Genomic DNA, 16,023 nt, shown 5'->3' with positions numbered 1-16,023 from the left:
CCCATGGCCCGCAGCCAAAAATCAGCACGGACAGCCGAACCCCTCGGCGATTTCACCGAAAATATCGTGGACATCGACGTCACTTCGGAGATGGAAGGCTCCTTCCTGGAGTACGCCTACTCAGTGATTTATTCGCGTGCGCTCCCGGACGCCCGCGACGGACTGAAGCCCGTTCAACGGCGCATCCTGTACATGATGTCCGATATGGGCCTCCGCCCGGATCGCGGGCACGTTAAAAGTGCCCGGGTGGTGGGCGAAGTCATGGGCAAGCTCCACCCCCACGGCGACACCGCGATCTATGACGCCATGGTGCGCATGGCGCAGGACTTTTCCCTCCGCCTGCCGCTGATCGATGGCCACGGAAACTTCGGATCGCTCGACGACGGACCGGCAGCACCGCGGTACACCGAGGCACGCCTGGCCGCCGCCGCGCTGATCATGACGGATCACTTGGACGAAGACGTAGTCGACTTCGTCCCCAACTACGACAACCAACTGACCCAGCCGGATGTCCTCCCAGCCGCTTTCCCCAACCTGCTGGTCAATGGCACTACGGGCATCGCGGTGGGCATGGCAACGAACATGCCTCCACACAACCTCGTTGAGGTCATCGCCGCCGCACGCCACCTGATCGCCAACCCGGACGCTACGCTGGATGACATCATGAGGTTCATCCCGGGTCCCGACCTGCCCACAGGCGGCCGGATTGTTGGGCTGGACGGAATCCGCGACGCCTACGCCACCGGCCGCGGTTCCTTCAAAACCCGTGCCAAGGTTGAGGTGGAACAGTTGTCCGCCCGACGGACCGGCCTGGTGGTCACTGAGCTCCCCTACATGGTGGGCCCGGAAAAGGTGATCGAGAAGATCAAGGATGCCGTCAACGCCAAGAAGCTGACAGGCATCAGCGATGTGGTGGATCTGACGGACCGCAACCACGGCCTGCGCTTGGTCATCGAGCTCAAGAACGGCTTTAACCCCAACGCCGTCCTCCAGCAGCTTTACCGCTATTCACCCATGGAAGATTCCTTCGGGATCAACAACGTTACGTTGGTGGACGGTCAGCCACAGACGCTGGGCCTCCTGCAGTTGTTGCAGGTGTACGTTGAGCACAGGCTGACTGTGGTGCGCCGCCGTACGTCCTTCCGCCTGGGCAAGAAGAAGGACCGCCTCCACTTGGTGGAGGGCCTTCTGATCGCGATCGTTGACATCGACGAAGTCATCCAGATCATCCGTTCCTCCGACGAAGCGTCTGCCGCCCGCGAGCGGTTGATGTCCATCTACGACCTCACCGAGATCCAGGCCAACTACATCCTGGAACTGCGTCTGCGGCAGCTGACCAAGTATTCCCGGCTTGAACTGGAGAAGGAACAGGACGAGCTCCGCCGCGAAATCGAGGCACTTGAGGCCATCCTGGCCTCCGATGAGTTGCTCCGCGACCTCGTCTCCGGCGAGTTGGGGGTCATCGCCGAAAAGTACGGCACACCCCGGCGCACGGTGCTGCTGGAGTCCGAAGCCGTCTCCCCCACCGTGGCTGCAGCCCTCGCAGCTTCCACTCCCGGCCCCAAGGGCAAGGCTGCGGCGTTGCCCTTGGAGATTCCGGATGACCCCTGCTGGGCCCTGCTCAGCGTCTCAGGCCAGATTGCCAGGACGTCCAACCAGGAGCCGCTGGCCGAAGCGGGACCCCGGGCCAAGCACGATGTCTTCCGCTCGGTAGTGAAAACCACTGCCCGGGGTGAGATCGGCGCGGTGACGTCGCAAGGGCGCATGCTGCGCCTGCAGGTCATGGACATGCCCGTCCTCCCGCCGATGTCCGGGCTTCCCAACCTTGCCGGCGGTGTCCCGGCGAAGGACTTCATCACGTTGGTCAAGGGCGAGACTCTGGTTGCGTTCGTTCCCTTGGATGCCATCCTCGCTGTTGGCACCGTCCAGGGAATCGTCAAACGGGTTCAACCGGACTATCCGTTGAACCGTGAGGACTGGGAGATCATCGCACTGAAGGACAAGGATTCGGTCCTTGCTGTGGAACCGGCACAGGAGGACGACGTCGATCTCGTCTTCGTGACCCGACAGGCACAATTGCTCCGGTTCAGTGCGTCCAACGTCCGGCCGCAGGGCCGAACGGCGGGCGGTATGGCCGGCATCAAGCTGGCCGCCGGTGATGAAGTGATCCACTTCGGAACCGTACGCACCAACGATCCCGCCGCCGTCGTCGTCACCATTGCCGGCACCAATGGCGCCTTGCCGGGCACAGCTCCCGGCACCGCGAAGGTGACAGCTTTCGAGGAGTACCCTGCCAAGGGCCGTGCCACCGGCGGCGTCCGGGTCCACCGTTTCCTCAAGGGCGAAGACACCCTGCTGCTGGCGTGGGCGGGACATGGCCCCGCAAAAGCGTCCTCGGCAGCCGGCGTCGCGCGGGCCCTCCCGCACGAGCATGGCCGCAGGGATGGTTCCGGCGTGCCGTTGTCGCAGCCTGTTGAGGCGATCGGACCGAGCATGGCATGGGTCGAAGCGGCAGAATAGCCGCGCCACGAACAGCACAGCCGTCAGGAACAGCGAAGGCCGGGGAGATAGACCCCGGCCTTCGCTGTGCCGTGGCCCTGGGGCCACGGCGCGGGCTAGCCGGTTTGGTTGATGCTGAGGATGTTTCCCTCGCTGTCCAGGAACCATGCCGCAGCGCTGCCGTCAGGCATCGTGGCGATTCCGTCCTCAGTTTTCAATCCAGGAAAGTCGTAGTCCTCAAACGTGACACCCTTGCCGCGCAGTTCCTGCACGGTGGCCTTGACGTCATCGACTGTCCAGCCCATCTGGGTGTTCTTCGCGGACCCGGCATTGGATGTCTGGTAAACGAAGAATCCCGTTCCATCGCCGCACCTGTACTGGAGGTTGTCGTCGGCGTCCGGATTTTCGGGTTCCAGTCCGAGTTTTTCGCTGTAGTACGCGCGGGCCCGGGCTATGTCCTGTGCCGGTAGGACGGCACCAACCTGCTGATCCTTGAGCATGTTTTTCTCTTTCCGGCTCTCCCCCCGGAATGAACTTTACTCTTGCGCGGGCGGGCACGTCATGCGAAAACGACACCATATTTCACGGTTCGCAACGGGTGTGGTGCAGGTCGGCTTAGACTGGCGGCATGCCGATCATCCCTGACGAAAAAGACTGGACCTGGGTGCTCTCCCAGCCCTGCCCCGAATGTGGTTTCGACCCCGCCACGGTAACTCCTTCCACGGTGCCAGGGTCGGTCCTGAACATGCTCCCCCGGTGGAGGGCTGTCCTCCGTCGGGAAGATGCGGCCGTCCGGCCTGACGACCACACATGGTCCAACCTGGAGTACGCCTGCCACGTCCGCGATGTGTTCAGCCTGTTCGACCAACGACTGAACCTGATGCTGACCGAGGATGATGCCCGGTTCGACAACTGGGACCAGGACCAGGCCGCCATCGATGGGGAGTACGGTTCGGCCGACCCCCGAACCGTGGCTGACGAACTTGAAGCGGAGGGCAGCGAGATCGCCGAGTCCTTCGCCCGGGTCACCGAGAATGACTGGCAGCGCACCGGCACCCGCAGCAACGGGTCCTCGTTTACTGTGCTGACGTTCTCCCAGTACTTCCTCCACGATGTTGTCCACCATCTGCATGACGTGGACGGCTAGGACGGGCTAGAGCATCTTCTCCCACGTCATGCTGCGGTTCACGGGTGCATAGCCCATCCGGAGGTAAAGCTCCAGCGCACCGGTGGGGTTGGCTGAATCCACATCCAGCGATGCCACCTGCATCCCGGCATCGGTGTACCGGCGCATGGCGTCCGCCAGCAGCATTTGTGCAATGCCACGGCCCCTGTAGGCGCGCCGAACGCCCAGGAGCTCCGTATAGCCCTCTGTGAAACCGCGGTCTGCTGCGGAATCGGGATCGAAGCTGCTCAGCTGGTATCCAGCCACCTCCCCCGTCCCTGAGTCGAGAACCACCGCACTGAGATCATGCCGCGCCGTGGGTTCCTCGATGGTGAAGCGCCAGGACTCTTCGTCCCTGGGTTCGCTCCCCCAGTGGTCCCTGAAAGCATCGTTGTGCGCTTGACGTACGGGTTCAAAGAGCGTCGGTTCCAACGTCCTGAGTTCCAGGCCGGCACCCAGTGGCACTTGGGGCAGTTCGTGGGAAAGGGGCCGGTGCATTTCATTGAACCAGCGGACGGCAGCATACCCATGCCCCATCAGGAGAGTGGCCTGGTGTTCGTGCTGTTCTTCTGTCTGGATGCGGAGCCGCGGCGGTGCCTCTGTATGCCCGGCAGCCTGATCAGCGTCGAACCGCCTGCGCACCTGCTCTTCCTGCCACACCAGGACTGCTGAGCCGATCCCGCGTTGCTGCCATTCGGGATCAACACACGCCGCTCCGGTGGCTTTATCGCCCTCCGGGTTCTTGGAAATACGTCCGTAGGCGCGTGCGGCACCGTCGGCGTCCAAACCCAGCAGGGTGCTCGTCTGCGGCGGGTTCTTGCTGGACTCCAGGATGTGGGCCAGGTCCCCGCGCTTTTCGTACCAGACGGGATGTTCGACGGCGGCCGTCCGGGCTACCAGGGCCGCCCAGTTATCAAGATCCTCCATGGTGGCAGGCCGCCACTGCAGGCCGGTGATGTCGGCATTGGGCACAGCAGGGCTTGCGGCGTTGAAAGGCATGCCAACAGGTTACTGAGGGGTACGCTTTCCCACCAGTTCCGGCGCGCCCATGCTTTGTTTCGCCGCAGGCCGGGCTGCGGGCAGTTCCAGCCGCGCATCCCCCGGATCAATGTCGTCAGGATTGTGCGTCACCAGGACAACCGTGACGTCTTTGAGGCCCTGGCGGAGAATGGCCATCATTTCCCGTGCAGAACCGGCATCCAGATGGGCGGTGGGCTCGTCGAGCAGCAGGACCGATGCCCCAGTCAAAAGGGTCCTGGCCATTGCCAGCCGCTGCCGTTCGCCTCCGCTGAGGAACGAGCCACCGGGCCCGATCCTGGCATCGAGCCCGTCCGGCAAGGCGTCCACCACCGCATCAAGTCCGACGTCGGCCAGTGCCTTGTGCATCTCGGCCTCGCTGGGCTTCGCCGCGGCCGGACGGCTGAGCAGGAGATTCCCACGGATGGTCGAGTCGAAGAGGTGCGCTTCCTGGGGGCACCAGGCAGCGGTGCCCGTCAGCTTCGCTGTTCCCCGGGTAAGCGGCAGGAAGCCCAGCAGCACGGACAGCAGCGTGGTCTTTCCCGCGCCCGAGGGCCCTGTCACCGCGAGCCAACGGCCGGGTCCGGCTTCGGCGGTGATCCCGGCGAAGGCATCGGGGCCCCCGGGCCAGGCGGCCGCCGCACCCTTCAATTCAAGCCCCGCTGAGCCGTCGCGGTCCGGGAGTGGCCGCGGGCCGCCGTCGAGTTCTGTTCGGGTTGCCCCGGAAAGATCGGTGGCAGGAGCGTCCAAAGCCCCGGACGCAGCAACCCGGCCCAGCACGTCCGCGAGCGCCGGAGCCTGGCGCACTGCGGAAACGATGCCGCTGAAGGCATCCACCAAGGCCAACTGCATCAGGACGATGACAGCCACAAGTTCGGGCGGGACTGCACCGTTGGCAACAGAAGGAGCGCTGAGGACACCTGCCCACAAGGCTGCCAGCGAGCAGGACAGGACGATCACGGCTTGGCCGAGGCCTTCAGCCCATGCCGAGCGCTGGGCAGCGACGGTGGCTTCGCGGTCTTTGGTTCGCAGATCCTTGAGGACCGGCCCGGCTACTGCGTTGGCCGTCAGTTCTGCCCGGGCGTCCAGGGCAGCGGCCACGCCGTGAAGTACCGCGGAGCGCATGTGCTGTTCGGCCTTGGCAGCGTTCCTGTCAGCCAGGACGGCAAGGAGCGGAGCGATTGCAAGTCCCACAACAGAGGCCAGCACGACAGCGGGCAGGGCGGCGGGCAGGACGACGGCGGTGGCTGCGATCGCCGCTGCTCCCACCCCCACTGCGGTGACGGGTGGCAGAGCGACCCGTGGCAGGAGATCCCGGAGGGTATCGACGTCGTCCACGATTGCGCCAAGAACATTGCCGCCCTGGAGAAGGCGCCTCAATGACAGTGCCCTGCGGCTCAGTGTCTCCCACAGTGCTCCGCGGAGGCGGGTCATAGCGGCGAACACGGCGTCGTGGGTCAGGAGCCGCTCACAGTAGCGCAGGACTGCCCTGCCGATTCCGAAGAATCTGACGCCCACGATCGCGCCCAGCAAGTAGAGGATGGGCGGTTGTTCGCTCGCCCTGATGATCAGCCACCCGGACAAACCTGACAGTGCTACCGCGAACAGGGCAGCCAGGACTGCCACGGTGCCGGCTGCGACAAACTTCCACTGCACGGGCTTGAGGATCCCCATCAGGCGCTTCAGGCTGCCGGCCTGTGGGGCGCTCTGGGTAAGACCATCGGTCATGGGTGTCTGGCGCTGCTCGCCGGCGGCCTTCTCCAGAGTGTCACCCGTGCGCTTGGACGGAACCATGGGCGCGGTATGGAAGCGTTTGTTTCCCACGGGCACCACGTGGTCCGCGAGCGCACGGGTTGCGGCGTCGTGGGCCACCAGGATGACAGTCACGTTGCCTCGCAGTGACTCGATGGCGTCGCGGACCACGCTGGCTGAGTAAGGGTCCAAGTGTGCGGTGGGCTCGTCGAGCAGCAGGACGGTGGCCCCTGCTTCCACCCGTGCCAATCCACGGGCGAGCGCAACACGGCGTAGTTCGCCGGGGCTCAGCTCGGCCGGGTTCTTCGCAGCCAGGTGCGCAGCCTTTGCTTTCGACAGAACTCGTGTGACGGCTTGGGCGGCATCTCCGTTGTACCCGTCAAGATACAGCGACACTTCTTCCTGGACGGTCTCTGTTGCCATGGCGGGGTGTTGGGGCACCCATGCCACGGCCCCCTTCCCGGCTCCAGTGACCGTTCCCGTTACGCCGGCTCCCGGCCCTGGTCCGATCAGCCCGGCAAGGACACCAAGGACGGTGCTCTTCCCGGCGCCGCTGTCGCCGTCGAGGGCTGTGATACTTCCCCGCGGAGCGGTAAAACTGAGGGGCCCGACGGCGGCTGTGGACCTCCCGTGATAAGTCACCGCCAACCCGTCAACCACAACGCCGGACGGCGTGTTGTTTGAGGATTCTTTGTCCATCAGGGGTTGGTGCGCGGGGGCATCCAGCACGGCATGGGTGGTTTCCAAGGCGGCCCTGCCGTCGTCGCTGGCGTGGTGGGCCGTACCAAGCTCCCGAAGCGGCAGGTAGCAGTCCGGGGCCAGGATGAGGGCCAGAAGGCCGGCTTCCAGCGCCATGTCGCCGCCCACAAGCCTGACACCAATGAACACGGCAACAACGGCAACGGAGATCGTGGCAATGAGTTCGAGCGCCAACGCTGACAGGAAGGCTGTGCGGAGCGTTCCCATGGTCCGGCTCCGGTACTGCTCCGAAATGTCTTCCAAGGCCGCCCGTTGTTCGGTGGCGCGGCCCAGGCCCACCAGCACCGGAAGGCCCTTGGCCAGTTCCAGGATGTGCCCGGAGAGCTTCCGGAGGGTTGTCTGGGCGTCCCTGACGTTGTCCTCCGTGTGCCGGCCAATCAGGACCATGAACAACGGCACCAGCGGAACGGTCAGGACGATCACTACCGCGCTGACCCAGTCGGCAAAGAGAATCCTGGTCCCGATCAACAGCGGCACCGTGGCGCAATTGACCAAGGCGGGCAGGTACTGGGTGTAGTAGTCGTCCAGCGCATCCAGGCCCCGCGTCGCCAGGATGGCCAGGCCGCCGTCGTTCATTCCTTCGACCGGGGATGAACCACGGTCGGCCAGTGAGCGCCGCAGCAGCTGCGCCCGCAACTCCTCCTTGACACCCAGGGCTGCACGCCTGGAGGCGATGCCCTGGCCCCAGACCGTGAGTGACCTCAGGACTGCTCCCACGGCACCCCAGACAAGTCCGCTGCTCCAGTCCCCCGTTCCGGAAGCGAGCCCTGCCAGCATCCCCGCCACGGCCTGGGCCATGAGCACCAGGGACAGCGCCTTGAGGGCGGACAGGAGCCCAATGAGGTAGAGCGCGGATCGGGTGGCCGGGCCGGAGGGGAACACGGGCTTCATGGGGCGGTTAGCCTTCCTTGGTGCTGGCGGTTGGCTGGCTGTCCTTGGAGATCAGGACCTTGGCGGCAATAGCGGGAAGGAAGCCGTGCGCTTCAGGGATGTGCGCCGCGCTGACACGCCGGCGGAATACCCAGTAGGTCCAGGACTGGTACGCGATCACCAAGGGCAGTCCTACGGCTGCCACAATGCTCATCAGTCCAAGTGTGTAGTCCGAGGATGAGGCATTTGAAATGGTCAGGTTGAACGCTGGGTCAAGGGTGGAAGGAATCACCACGGGGAAGGCTGCCCCGAAAATCGAAGCGGTGGCGCACACAATGAACCCACCCAGGGCACCGAAGGCGCGACCTTCTGCCCCTGCCCTGGCCAGCGTCCAGGCCAGGACGACAGCTACGACTCCGGCCGCCACCAGGGCCCAGGTCCACGGCTTGCCGCTGAGGAATTGCACTGACACCATCCAGCCGAACATCGGCAACACCGCAAACGGCACCAACCGCACAAACCAGCGGCGGGCACGGTGCCGCACATCGCCGTCGGTTTTGAGGGCCAGGAACGCAAGGGCGTGGACCAGGGCGAACGCCACCACACCGAAACCGCCCAGCAGCGCATAGCCACTGAACCAGGACATCGGGCCGCCGCTGCGGTCTCCGTTGGCGTTCAACGGAAGGCCGGTGGTGGTCAGCGCCAAAGCGGCACCGATGCCGAAGGCTGCGACAAAGGATCCGACGGCGATCGCCCAGTCCCAGCGGTTCCGCCAGCGCTCTGAGTCCACTTTGCCGCGGTATTCGAAGGCGACAGCCCGGAAGATCAGCGCGGCCAGGACTGCCAGGAGTGGTAGGTAGAGGGCGGAGAACAGCGAGGCGTACCAGAGCGGGAAGGCTGCGAAAGTGGCTCCGGCTGCAGTGAGCAGCCATACCTCGTTGCCGTCCCACACGGGGCCGATGGTGTTGAGCAGCACACGGCGGTCCGTGTTGTTGCGGGCAAACAGCTTCATGAGCATGCCGACGCCAAGGTCAAAGCCCTCCAGGAAGAGGTAGCCCGTCCACAGCACCGCGATGGCAACAAACCAGATGGTTGGCAACAGTTCCATTGTCAGTTTCCCCTGTCTCTAGTAGGCGAAGGCCAGGACGTCGTCGCCGGACTTGTCCGGACCGGCGTCGTTCTTGTCGTCGTCGTCCGTGTCCTTGGCCGGGTGGGCCAGCTCCGGCATCGCGGAGGCCACCCCGCCCCGGATGTACTTGACCAGCAGCTTCACTTCGACCACCAGCAATACGGCGTAGATGGCGGTGAGGACCACCAGCGAGGTCAGGAGCTCCCCGGCGCTGACCCCCGGCGAAACGGCGGCAGCTGTGAACATGAAGACCTGGTCGATGCCGTTCATGTCCGGGTTGGGCGCCACCACGAACGGTTGCCGTCCCATTTCGGTGAAGATCCATCCCGCGGCGTTGGCTCCGAAGGGTGCAAGAATGCCGAAGACGGCGAGGCGCATGAGCCACTTCGATTGCGGCACTACGCCCTTGCGGGTCACCCAGAGAGCCAGCAGTGCGGCAAAGGCTGCGATCCCGCCGAAGCCGATCATCATGCGGAAGCCCCAGTAGGTCACCTCCATCACAGGCACGTACTGGATTTCCTGCCCCGCACGGTCGCCGTACAGCGGGTTGTCCGGGAGATGGGTTCCGTACTTTTCCTTGTACTCGCCCAGCAGGCTGTTGACACCCTTCACTTCGGTGGTGAAGTCACCCTTGGCCAGGAAAGAGAGGATGCCGGGTACTTCGATCACGGCAACAATGTCATCGCAGTTGGTGGCGCCGAGGTTGCCAACACTCAGGACCGAGAAGCCCGTGCCGTCGTGGCAGGCGGCTTCTGCGGCAGCCATTTTCATGGGCTGTTGTTCAAACATCAGCTTGCCCTGAAGGTCGCCCGTGATGGCGGTGCCGGCGAAGGAAATCATGGCAACCACGGCACCGATCCGGAGGCTCTTCATCCACACGGTGTAGTCCGAAGTGTCCCGGCCCGGGATCGCAGCTTCACCGAGGACCAGCTTGCCGTCCTTGCCCACGACGTCGATGCCGTCATGCCGGCGACGCCACAAGTGGTACCAGGCGATGCCCAGGAGGAACGCACCGGCAACTGCCAACGCACCGAACAGCGTGTGCGGTACAGCCACCAGCGCTGTGTTGTTGGTGAAAACTGCCCAGGCGTCGGTCATCACGGGCCGTCCGTCCACCATCTCCACTCCCACAGGGTGCTGCATCCAGGAGTTCGCCACGATGATGAAGTAGGCGGAGAAGACGGAACCAATGACGGCAATCCACAGGCAAGCCAGGTGCACGCCGCGCTTGAGTTGCTTCCACCCGAAGATCCACAACCCCAGGAACGTTGATTCAACAAAGAAGGCCAGCAGGGCCTCGAGGGCAAGCGGCGCGCCGAACACATCACCGACGAACCGGCTGTACTCGCTCCACGCCATGCCGAACTGGAATTCCTGCACGATGCCCGTGGCCACGCCCATGATGAAGTTGATGAGGAAGAGCTTTCCCCAGAACTTGGTCATCCGCAGGTATTCGGGCTTGCCCGTGCGGTACCAGATGGTCTGCATAATGGCCACCACCAGTCCCAAGCCGATAGTGAGGGGCACCATCATGAAGTGGTAGACGGTAGTGATACCGAATTGCCAGCGTGCGATTTCCAAGGCGTCCATGGCTGTCCTTTGTACGGCGGACCGAAGTACGATGACGTTACTTCTACGTTGCGTAGAAAACTTGTCTTCTACACAGTGTAGAACAAATGACGGGCGACGAAACCCATTCTTCAAGTGGCGTAACCCACGCGCAAGGGCTCCCCAGTGGCCGCGGCGCGCCGATAGTTCTACCTCACGTAGAATGAAGAGCTGAAAAGCGGTAGATTTATGGTGGAATGTTGGATCATCGCTCCCGGCAGCAGTTACCCTGCACCGGGAAGCGGAAGGTAGGGACGTATAGATGGCAAGTCTTGGGGAACTGGAACGGGCAGTCATGGATCTGCTCTGGGCAGGCCAGGAGGCTGCAACTGCCAACACCCTGCGCGATCTGTTGGCGCAGGATTCCGAGGCCGGAGATGGCACTGCGGGACATCAAGGCAAGGATCTGGCCGTGACCACGGTGCTTACCGTGCTGTCACGCCTGGAAAAGAAGGGGCTGGTGGAGCGTGAGCGCGGTACCCGTCCGCACCGCTACCAAGCTGTTTCCAGCCGCGCTGACCACACCGCCGAACTGATGCATGAAGTCCTGGGCTCCGCCCCGGACCGCGAGGCCGTCCTGGCCCGCTTCATTGGTTCCGTCACCGAAAGTGAAGCCGCTACCCTGCGCAAACTGCTCGGCTACAATTAGCCACTATGTTCTGGACCTCATACCTGCTTGCGGTCCTGGCATTGATTTTGGCATGGCCGGTGCCCGTCCTCCTGTCCCGCGCCCAGTGGCCGGCACGCTCGCCCTTCACGGCCATGGTCCTGTGGCAGGCGATCGCCCTCGCCGGTGGACTGTCCATGATCGGCGCCATGCTGGTCTACGGGCTGGAGCCCATCGGCGACAACCTCATTGCCGGTCTCAAGAGCCTGGCCGGCATGGTCTTCAACAACGAACCCACCACAGCGCTGGGTTTTTGGCACCTCTTCGCACTGTCCGCGGCAGCGCTCCTGACCGCGCACCTGGTTTTCACCCTGCTCCTGACCTATTACAAGATCGAGCGCCAACGGCGGCGGCACCGCGAACTGCTGGCCTTGCTCGCCTCACCGTCCGACGACGGCCCGGGCACCGTGGTCATCAACCACGACTCCCCTGTGGCGTACTGTCTCCCCGGCGGCGCCCGATCCGTCACGGTCTTGTCCGACGGCCTGATGGCAGCCCTGGAGCCGGCTGAACTCAGGGCCGTCCTCATTCACGAGAACGCCCACCTGTCCCAGCGCCACGACCTCCTGCTGTGGGCCTTCGCCGCCTGGCGCCAGGCCCTGCCGTGGTTCCCCACCACGCGGCTGGCCCAGACCGCGGTGAACTCCCTGATCGAAATGCTGGCCGATGACGTCGCCTTGCGGACCGAAAGCAAAGGCACCCTGATCAAGGCCATCGCGATCGTCGCCAGCGGAACCTCCCAGCCCGCCATCGGAACCGGGGCACTCAACGCCGGCGGCGCCGTGATCGAAGGCAATGCCGTCAGTGCCACCGGAGGGGCGGACTCACCACGCACGACGGCGTCACGCGTCAGCCGCCTCCTCTCACCCCAGCCTCCACTTACCAAGGGCCTGCGCATCCTTGTCCTGGTGGTATCGGCCTTGCTGCTGGCAGTGCCGACCGCGCTGTTGATCGTCCCGGGACTGTTGGGCTGAACGGGATTGTGAAGCGTGAATCCCACTGACGCCGCGGCCTTCCCCGTCCACGCCTATCAGCGCTGGCCGCTCTACGCTGCGGGATTCACCACCGCCTTCGGCGCGCATGCTGTCGCTGCCGCCCTGGGGGCCGAAAGCGCGGACATTGGATTGAGCCTGCTGGCCTTGGGCGTACTGCTGGCCTTGTACGACATCGCCGAAGTGTTCCTGAAGCCGGTGTTTGGCGCCCTGAGTGACCGCATCGGGCCAAAACCGGTCATCGTGGGTGGGCTCCTGGCCTTCTCCGCGGCCTCACTTACCGGGTTGTGGGCCGACCAGCCTGCCATGCTCGCTATGGCGCGACTGGGACAGGGAATGGCGGCTTCGGCGTTCTCACCGGCATCATCGGCCGGCGTGGCACGCCTCGCGGGAAAGCACACCGGACGGTATTTCGGACGATACGGTTCGTGGAAGGGGCTCGGCTACGCGGTAGGACCGCTGCTGGGAGCTGTTGCCATCATCAGCGGCGGCTTCCCTCTCCTCTTCGGCGTTCTGTCCGCCCTGGGCCTCATTGTTGCCATGTGGGCAGCGGTTGCGGTGCCGCGTCTGGCGCCACTGCCCCGCCCCCGGTACACCATTGTGGATGTATGGCGCCAGAGCACCGAGAGATCATTCCTGGGCCCTACACTGGTCCTGGCTGCAGCCACCGGGGCCTTGGGCGCAGCCGTCGGCTTCCTTCCTGCCTTGGCGGCACGCGAAGGCCTTGGCACGGCAGGAAGCGTGGCGGTTGTAACGGTATTGGCCCTTGCGTCGTCGCTGATACAACCTCGCATCGGCAGGCTGCGGGACCAGGGCTTCCTCGCCGACAAGCCGGGCATGGTGGCAGGCTTGCTCTGCATCGCGGCGGGCACACTGATGGCAGGGCTCCTCCCCGGAGCGGTTTGGATCTACCTTGCTGCCGTCCTGATCGGCGCAGGGATAGGCATTTCCACACCCCTGGCTTTTGCGCACCTGGCAGACTCGACCCCCTCCGAACGGCTGGGCAGAACCATGGGTTCAGCCGAGCTGGGACGCGAACTCGGCGATGCCGGCGGTCCGTTGCTGGTGGGCGGCATCGCCGTGGCGGCCGGACTTCCCTGGGGACTGGGAGCCTTGGCACTGCTGGTGGGGCTGACGGCATTCGCCGCGCCGGGAACCAAGGAACCAGCGGCTCCGTCCACCGCCGGCTAGGCGTCGATGCGTTCCCGGTCCAGTGTGGCGGCGCCGGCAATGATGAACTCCTTGCGGGGCGCAACATCCGAGCCCATGAGAAGGTCAAAGACCTCTTCAGCGCGCTGGGCGCTGTCGATGCCAACCTTCCGCAGAGTCCGGTGCCGTGGATCCATGGTGGTCTCTGCCAGTTGCTGCGCATCCATTTCGCCCAAGCCCTTGTAGCGCTGGATGGGCTCTTTGTAGCGCTTGCCTTCCTTGGCAAGGTTCGCCAGGAGGACATGAAGCTCCGCCTCAGAGTAGGTGTAGATCATCTCGTTGGCCTTCTGGCCGGGGTTGATCACTTCCACCCGGTGAAGGGGCGGAACTGCCGCAAACACTCGGCCTGCTTCCACCATGGGGCGCATGTAGCGGAAGAACAGGGTCAGCAGCAAGGTCCGGATATGCGCGCCGTCCACGTCGGCGTCGGTCATGAGAATGACCTTGCCGTAACGGGCTGCCTCAATATCGAAGCTGCGACCCGAGCCGGCCCCAACTACCTGAATAAGCGCCGCGCACTCGGCATTGGAGAGCATGTCGCCCACGGAAGCTTTTTGGACGTTCAGGATTTTTCCGCGGATGGGCAGCAGGGCCTGGAAGTCGGAAGACCTGGCGAGCTTGGCTGTACCCAGGGCGGAGTCACCTTCAACGATGAACAACTCTGAACGGGCAACATCGTCCGTGCGGCAATCGGCCAGCTTGGTGGGCATCGAGGAGGTTTCCAACGCATTCTTGCGACGCTGGGTTTCCTTATGAACACGCGCCGAGATGCGCGACTTCATTTCGCTGACCATCTTTTCCAGCAGGAGCGCCGACTGGGCCTTGTCGTTACGGTTGGCCGAGTTCAACCGGCCAGTGATCTCCTTTTCCACCACTTTGGCCACGATGGCCCGTACCGCCGACGTACCCAGGATCTCCTTGGTCTGGCCCTCGAACTGCGGCTCCGCAAGCCGGACAGTCAAAACGGCAGTGAGCCCGGCGAGAATGTCATCCTTCTCGATTTTGTCGTTACCGGCCTTGAGCTTGCGGGCATTCGTTTCCACAGCCTTGCGGAAGGTCTTCAGCAACGCCGCCTCAAAGCCCGACTGGTGGGTACCGCCCTTGGGAGTGGCGATGATGTTGACGAAGCTGCGCATGGTGGTTTCGTAGCCGATTCCCCAACGCAGGGCAATATCGACCTCACAATCGCGTTCGACTTCCGCGATCTTGCTGTGCCCCTTGTCGTCCAGCACCGGGACCGTTTCCTTGAACTTTCCGGAACCGTGGAGTCGCCAAACATCCGTCACCCCGGCATCTGCGGCCAGGAACTCAACGAATTCCGAGATGCCTCCGTCATGATGGAACACTTCCTCGTGTGCACCGTTCTCACCCGGAGTCCCGGGGAGCTTGCGTTCATCGCGGACCGTGATCTTCAGGCCGGGCACAAGGAAGGACGTCTGGCGGGCCCTCGCGGCAAGGTCATCGTAGGAGAACTTCGCATCAGGTGTGAAAATCTGCCGGTCCGCCCAGTAGCGGACCCGGGTTCCCGTTACCCCGCGCTTGGCCTTGCCCACGACGTCCAGCACGGAGTTCTCAACGAACGGCTCAAAGGGAGCCTCGGGGCCAGGCTTCGAACCCGAATCCACGAACCGGCCGGGCTCACCCCGGCGGAAGGACATTTGGTAGGTCTTGCTGCCGCGATCCACCTGAACGTCCAGGCGGCTGGACAGAGCATTGACCACAGAAGCGCCAACGCCATGCAGGCCGCCGGATGCCGTATAGGAACCGCCGCCGAACTTGCCGCCCGCGTGCAGCTTGGTGAAGACGACCTCGACGCCGGAGAGACCGGTCTTGGGTTCAACGTCCACCGGGATGCCACGGCCGTCGTCGTGGATTTCCACCGAGTTGTCGGCGTGCAGGATCACCTTGATGTCGTGGCCGAATCCCGCCAGGGCTTCATCAACGGCGTTGTCGATGATTTCCCAGAGGCAGTGCATAAGGCCACGGGAGTCGGTGGAACCGATGTACATGCCCGGGCGTTTGCGGACGGCTTCCAAGCCTTCAAGGACAGACAGGTGCCGGGCGTTGTATTCAGAACTCGGTGCCACTCGCAGTGTGCTCCTTCGGGGTATATCTCAAGGTGAATCTGGGGGTGCTTCCCAGCCGTCCAGTTGCTGTTCAGTGCCGGAAATTGCTGGTAACTGCTGGTAAGCGCTGGTAACTACTGGTAATCGCTGGTGAATGCTGGTAACTCAGGGCAAACACTGCCCATACTAGGCTAGCCCCGACCGACCGGTGCCACTGGTTGCCACTCCCTGTACGGGCCAATCTGTGTGGTTACGTTACGCACATGTGATACGCGGACAGCGAAAGTGAC

11 protein-coding genes are annotated in these 16,023 nt (G+C 63.9%); 5 read left to right on the top strand and 6 right to left on the bottom strand.

Annotation, left to right across the window (positions count from 1 at the left end):
• The first annotated feature begins 3 nt into the window (after positions 1-3).
• Entirely contained in the window at positions 4-2,520 is a 2,517-nt protein-coding gene (locus tag ABQM86_RS09270) for a DNA topoisomerase (ATP-hydrolyzing) subunit A (protein WP_369746441.1), read from the top strand.
• Positions 2,521-2,615: 95 nt separating this feature from the next.
• On the opposite strand, the gene ABQM86_RS09265 is transcribed toward ABQM86_RS09270, so the two are convergent.
• Positions 2,616-2,999: a VOC family protein gene (locus ABQM86_RS09265; protein WP_207597165.1), complete on the bottom strand. Its 384-nt coding sequence runs from the start codon at positions 2,997-2,999 to the stop codon at positions 2,616-2,618.
• 128 nt (positions 3,000-3,127) lie between these two features.
• Here ABQM86_RS09265 and ABQM86_RS09260 point away from each other — a divergent pair, with 128 nt between their 5' ends.
• Positions 3,128-3,646, top strand: a complete 519-nt coding sequence (locus ABQM86_RS09260; protein WP_280627744.1) for a DinB family protein — start codon at positions 3,128-3,130, stop codon at positions 3,644-3,646.
• A 6-nt stretch (positions 3,647-3,652) separates the two neighbouring features.
• On the opposite strand, the gene ABQM86_RS09255 is transcribed toward ABQM86_RS09260, so the two are convergent.
• From ABQM86_RS09255 to ABQM86_RS09240, 4 genes are read right to left on the bottom strand one after another with little or no spacing between them, the layout of a single operon-like run.
• The gene (locus ABQM86_RS09255; RefSeq protein WP_369746440.1) at positions 3,653-4,663 is read right to left on the bottom strand and encodes a GNAT family N-acetyltransferase; all 1,011 of its coding nucleotides are present in this window, start codon (positions 4,661-4,663) and stop codon (positions 3,653-3,655) included.
• A 9-nt stretch (positions 4,664-4,672) separates the two neighbouring features.
• Positions 4,673-8,083 (bottom strand): thiol reductant ABC exporter subunit CydD, encoded by a 3,411-nt coding sequence (gene cydD, locus ABQM86_RS09250; RefSeq protein ID WP_369746439.1) that lies wholly within the window; start codon positions 8,081-8,083, stop codon positions 4,673-4,675.
• Between the two features lie 7 nt (positions 8,084-8,090).
• Positions 8,091-9,170, bottom strand: a complete 1,080-nt coding sequence (gene cydB, locus ABQM86_RS09245; RefSeq protein ID WP_207597161.1) for a cytochrome d ubiquinol oxidase subunit II — start codon at positions 9,168-9,170, stop codon at positions 8,091-8,093.
• Positions 9,171-9,188: 18 nt separating this feature from the next.
• The gene (locus ABQM86_RS09240) at positions 9,189-10,781 is read right to left on the bottom strand and encodes a cytochrome ubiquinol oxidase subunit I (protein WP_369746438.1); all 1,593 of its coding nucleotides are present in this window, start codon (positions 10,779-10,781) and stop codon (positions 9,189-9,191) included.
• Positions 10,782-11,061: 280 nt separating this feature from the next.
• Here ABQM86_RS09240 and ABQM86_RS09235 point away from each other — a divergent pair, with 280 nt between their 5' ends.
• Genes ABQM86_RS09235 through ABQM86_RS09225 form a run of 3 tightly spaced genes read left to right on the top strand, consistent with a single transcriptional unit; the run spans position 11,062 to position 13,649 of the window.
• Positions 11,062-11,448 carry a BlaI/MecI/CopY family transcriptional regulator gene (locus ABQM86_RS09235; protein ID WP_011774471.1) on the top strand — a complete coding sequence of 129 codons (387 nt, stop codon included), beginning with the start codon at positions 11,062-11,064 and terminating at the stop codon, positions 11,446-11,448.
• Positions 11,449-11,453: 5 nt separating this feature from the next.
• Positions 11,454-12,440 carry a M56 family metallopeptidase gene (locus ABQM86_RS09230; RefSeq protein WP_280627739.1) on the top strand — a complete coding sequence of 329 codons (987 nt, stop codon included), beginning with the start codon at positions 11,454-11,456 and terminating at the stop codon, positions 12,438-12,440.
• 15 nt (positions 12,441-12,455) lie between these two features.
• Positions 12,456-13,649: an MFS transporter gene (locus ABQM86_RS09225; RefSeq protein ID WP_369746437.1), complete on the top strand. Its 1,194-nt coding sequence runs from the start codon at positions 12,456-12,458 to the stop codon at positions 13,647-13,649.
• Here ABQM86_RS09225 and ABQM86_RS09220 read toward each other — a convergent pair.
• A complete protein-coding gene (locus tag ABQM86_RS09220; RefSeq protein ID WP_207597157.1) occupies positions 13,646-15,754 on the bottom strand; it encodes a type IIA DNA topoisomerase subunit B in 2,109 nt (702 codons plus the stop codon). The two genes, ABQM86_RS09225 and ABQM86_RS09220, sit on opposite strands and share 4 nt — an antisense overlap.
• Positions 15,755-16,023 lie beyond the last annotated feature (269 nt).

Source organism: Paenarthrobacter sp. AMU7 (assembly GCF_041200195.1).
GTDB lineage: Bacteria > Actinomycetota > Actinomycetes > Actinomycetales > Micrococcaceae > Arthrobacter.
This window is presented reverse-complemented; position numbering and strand designations above follow the sequence as displayed.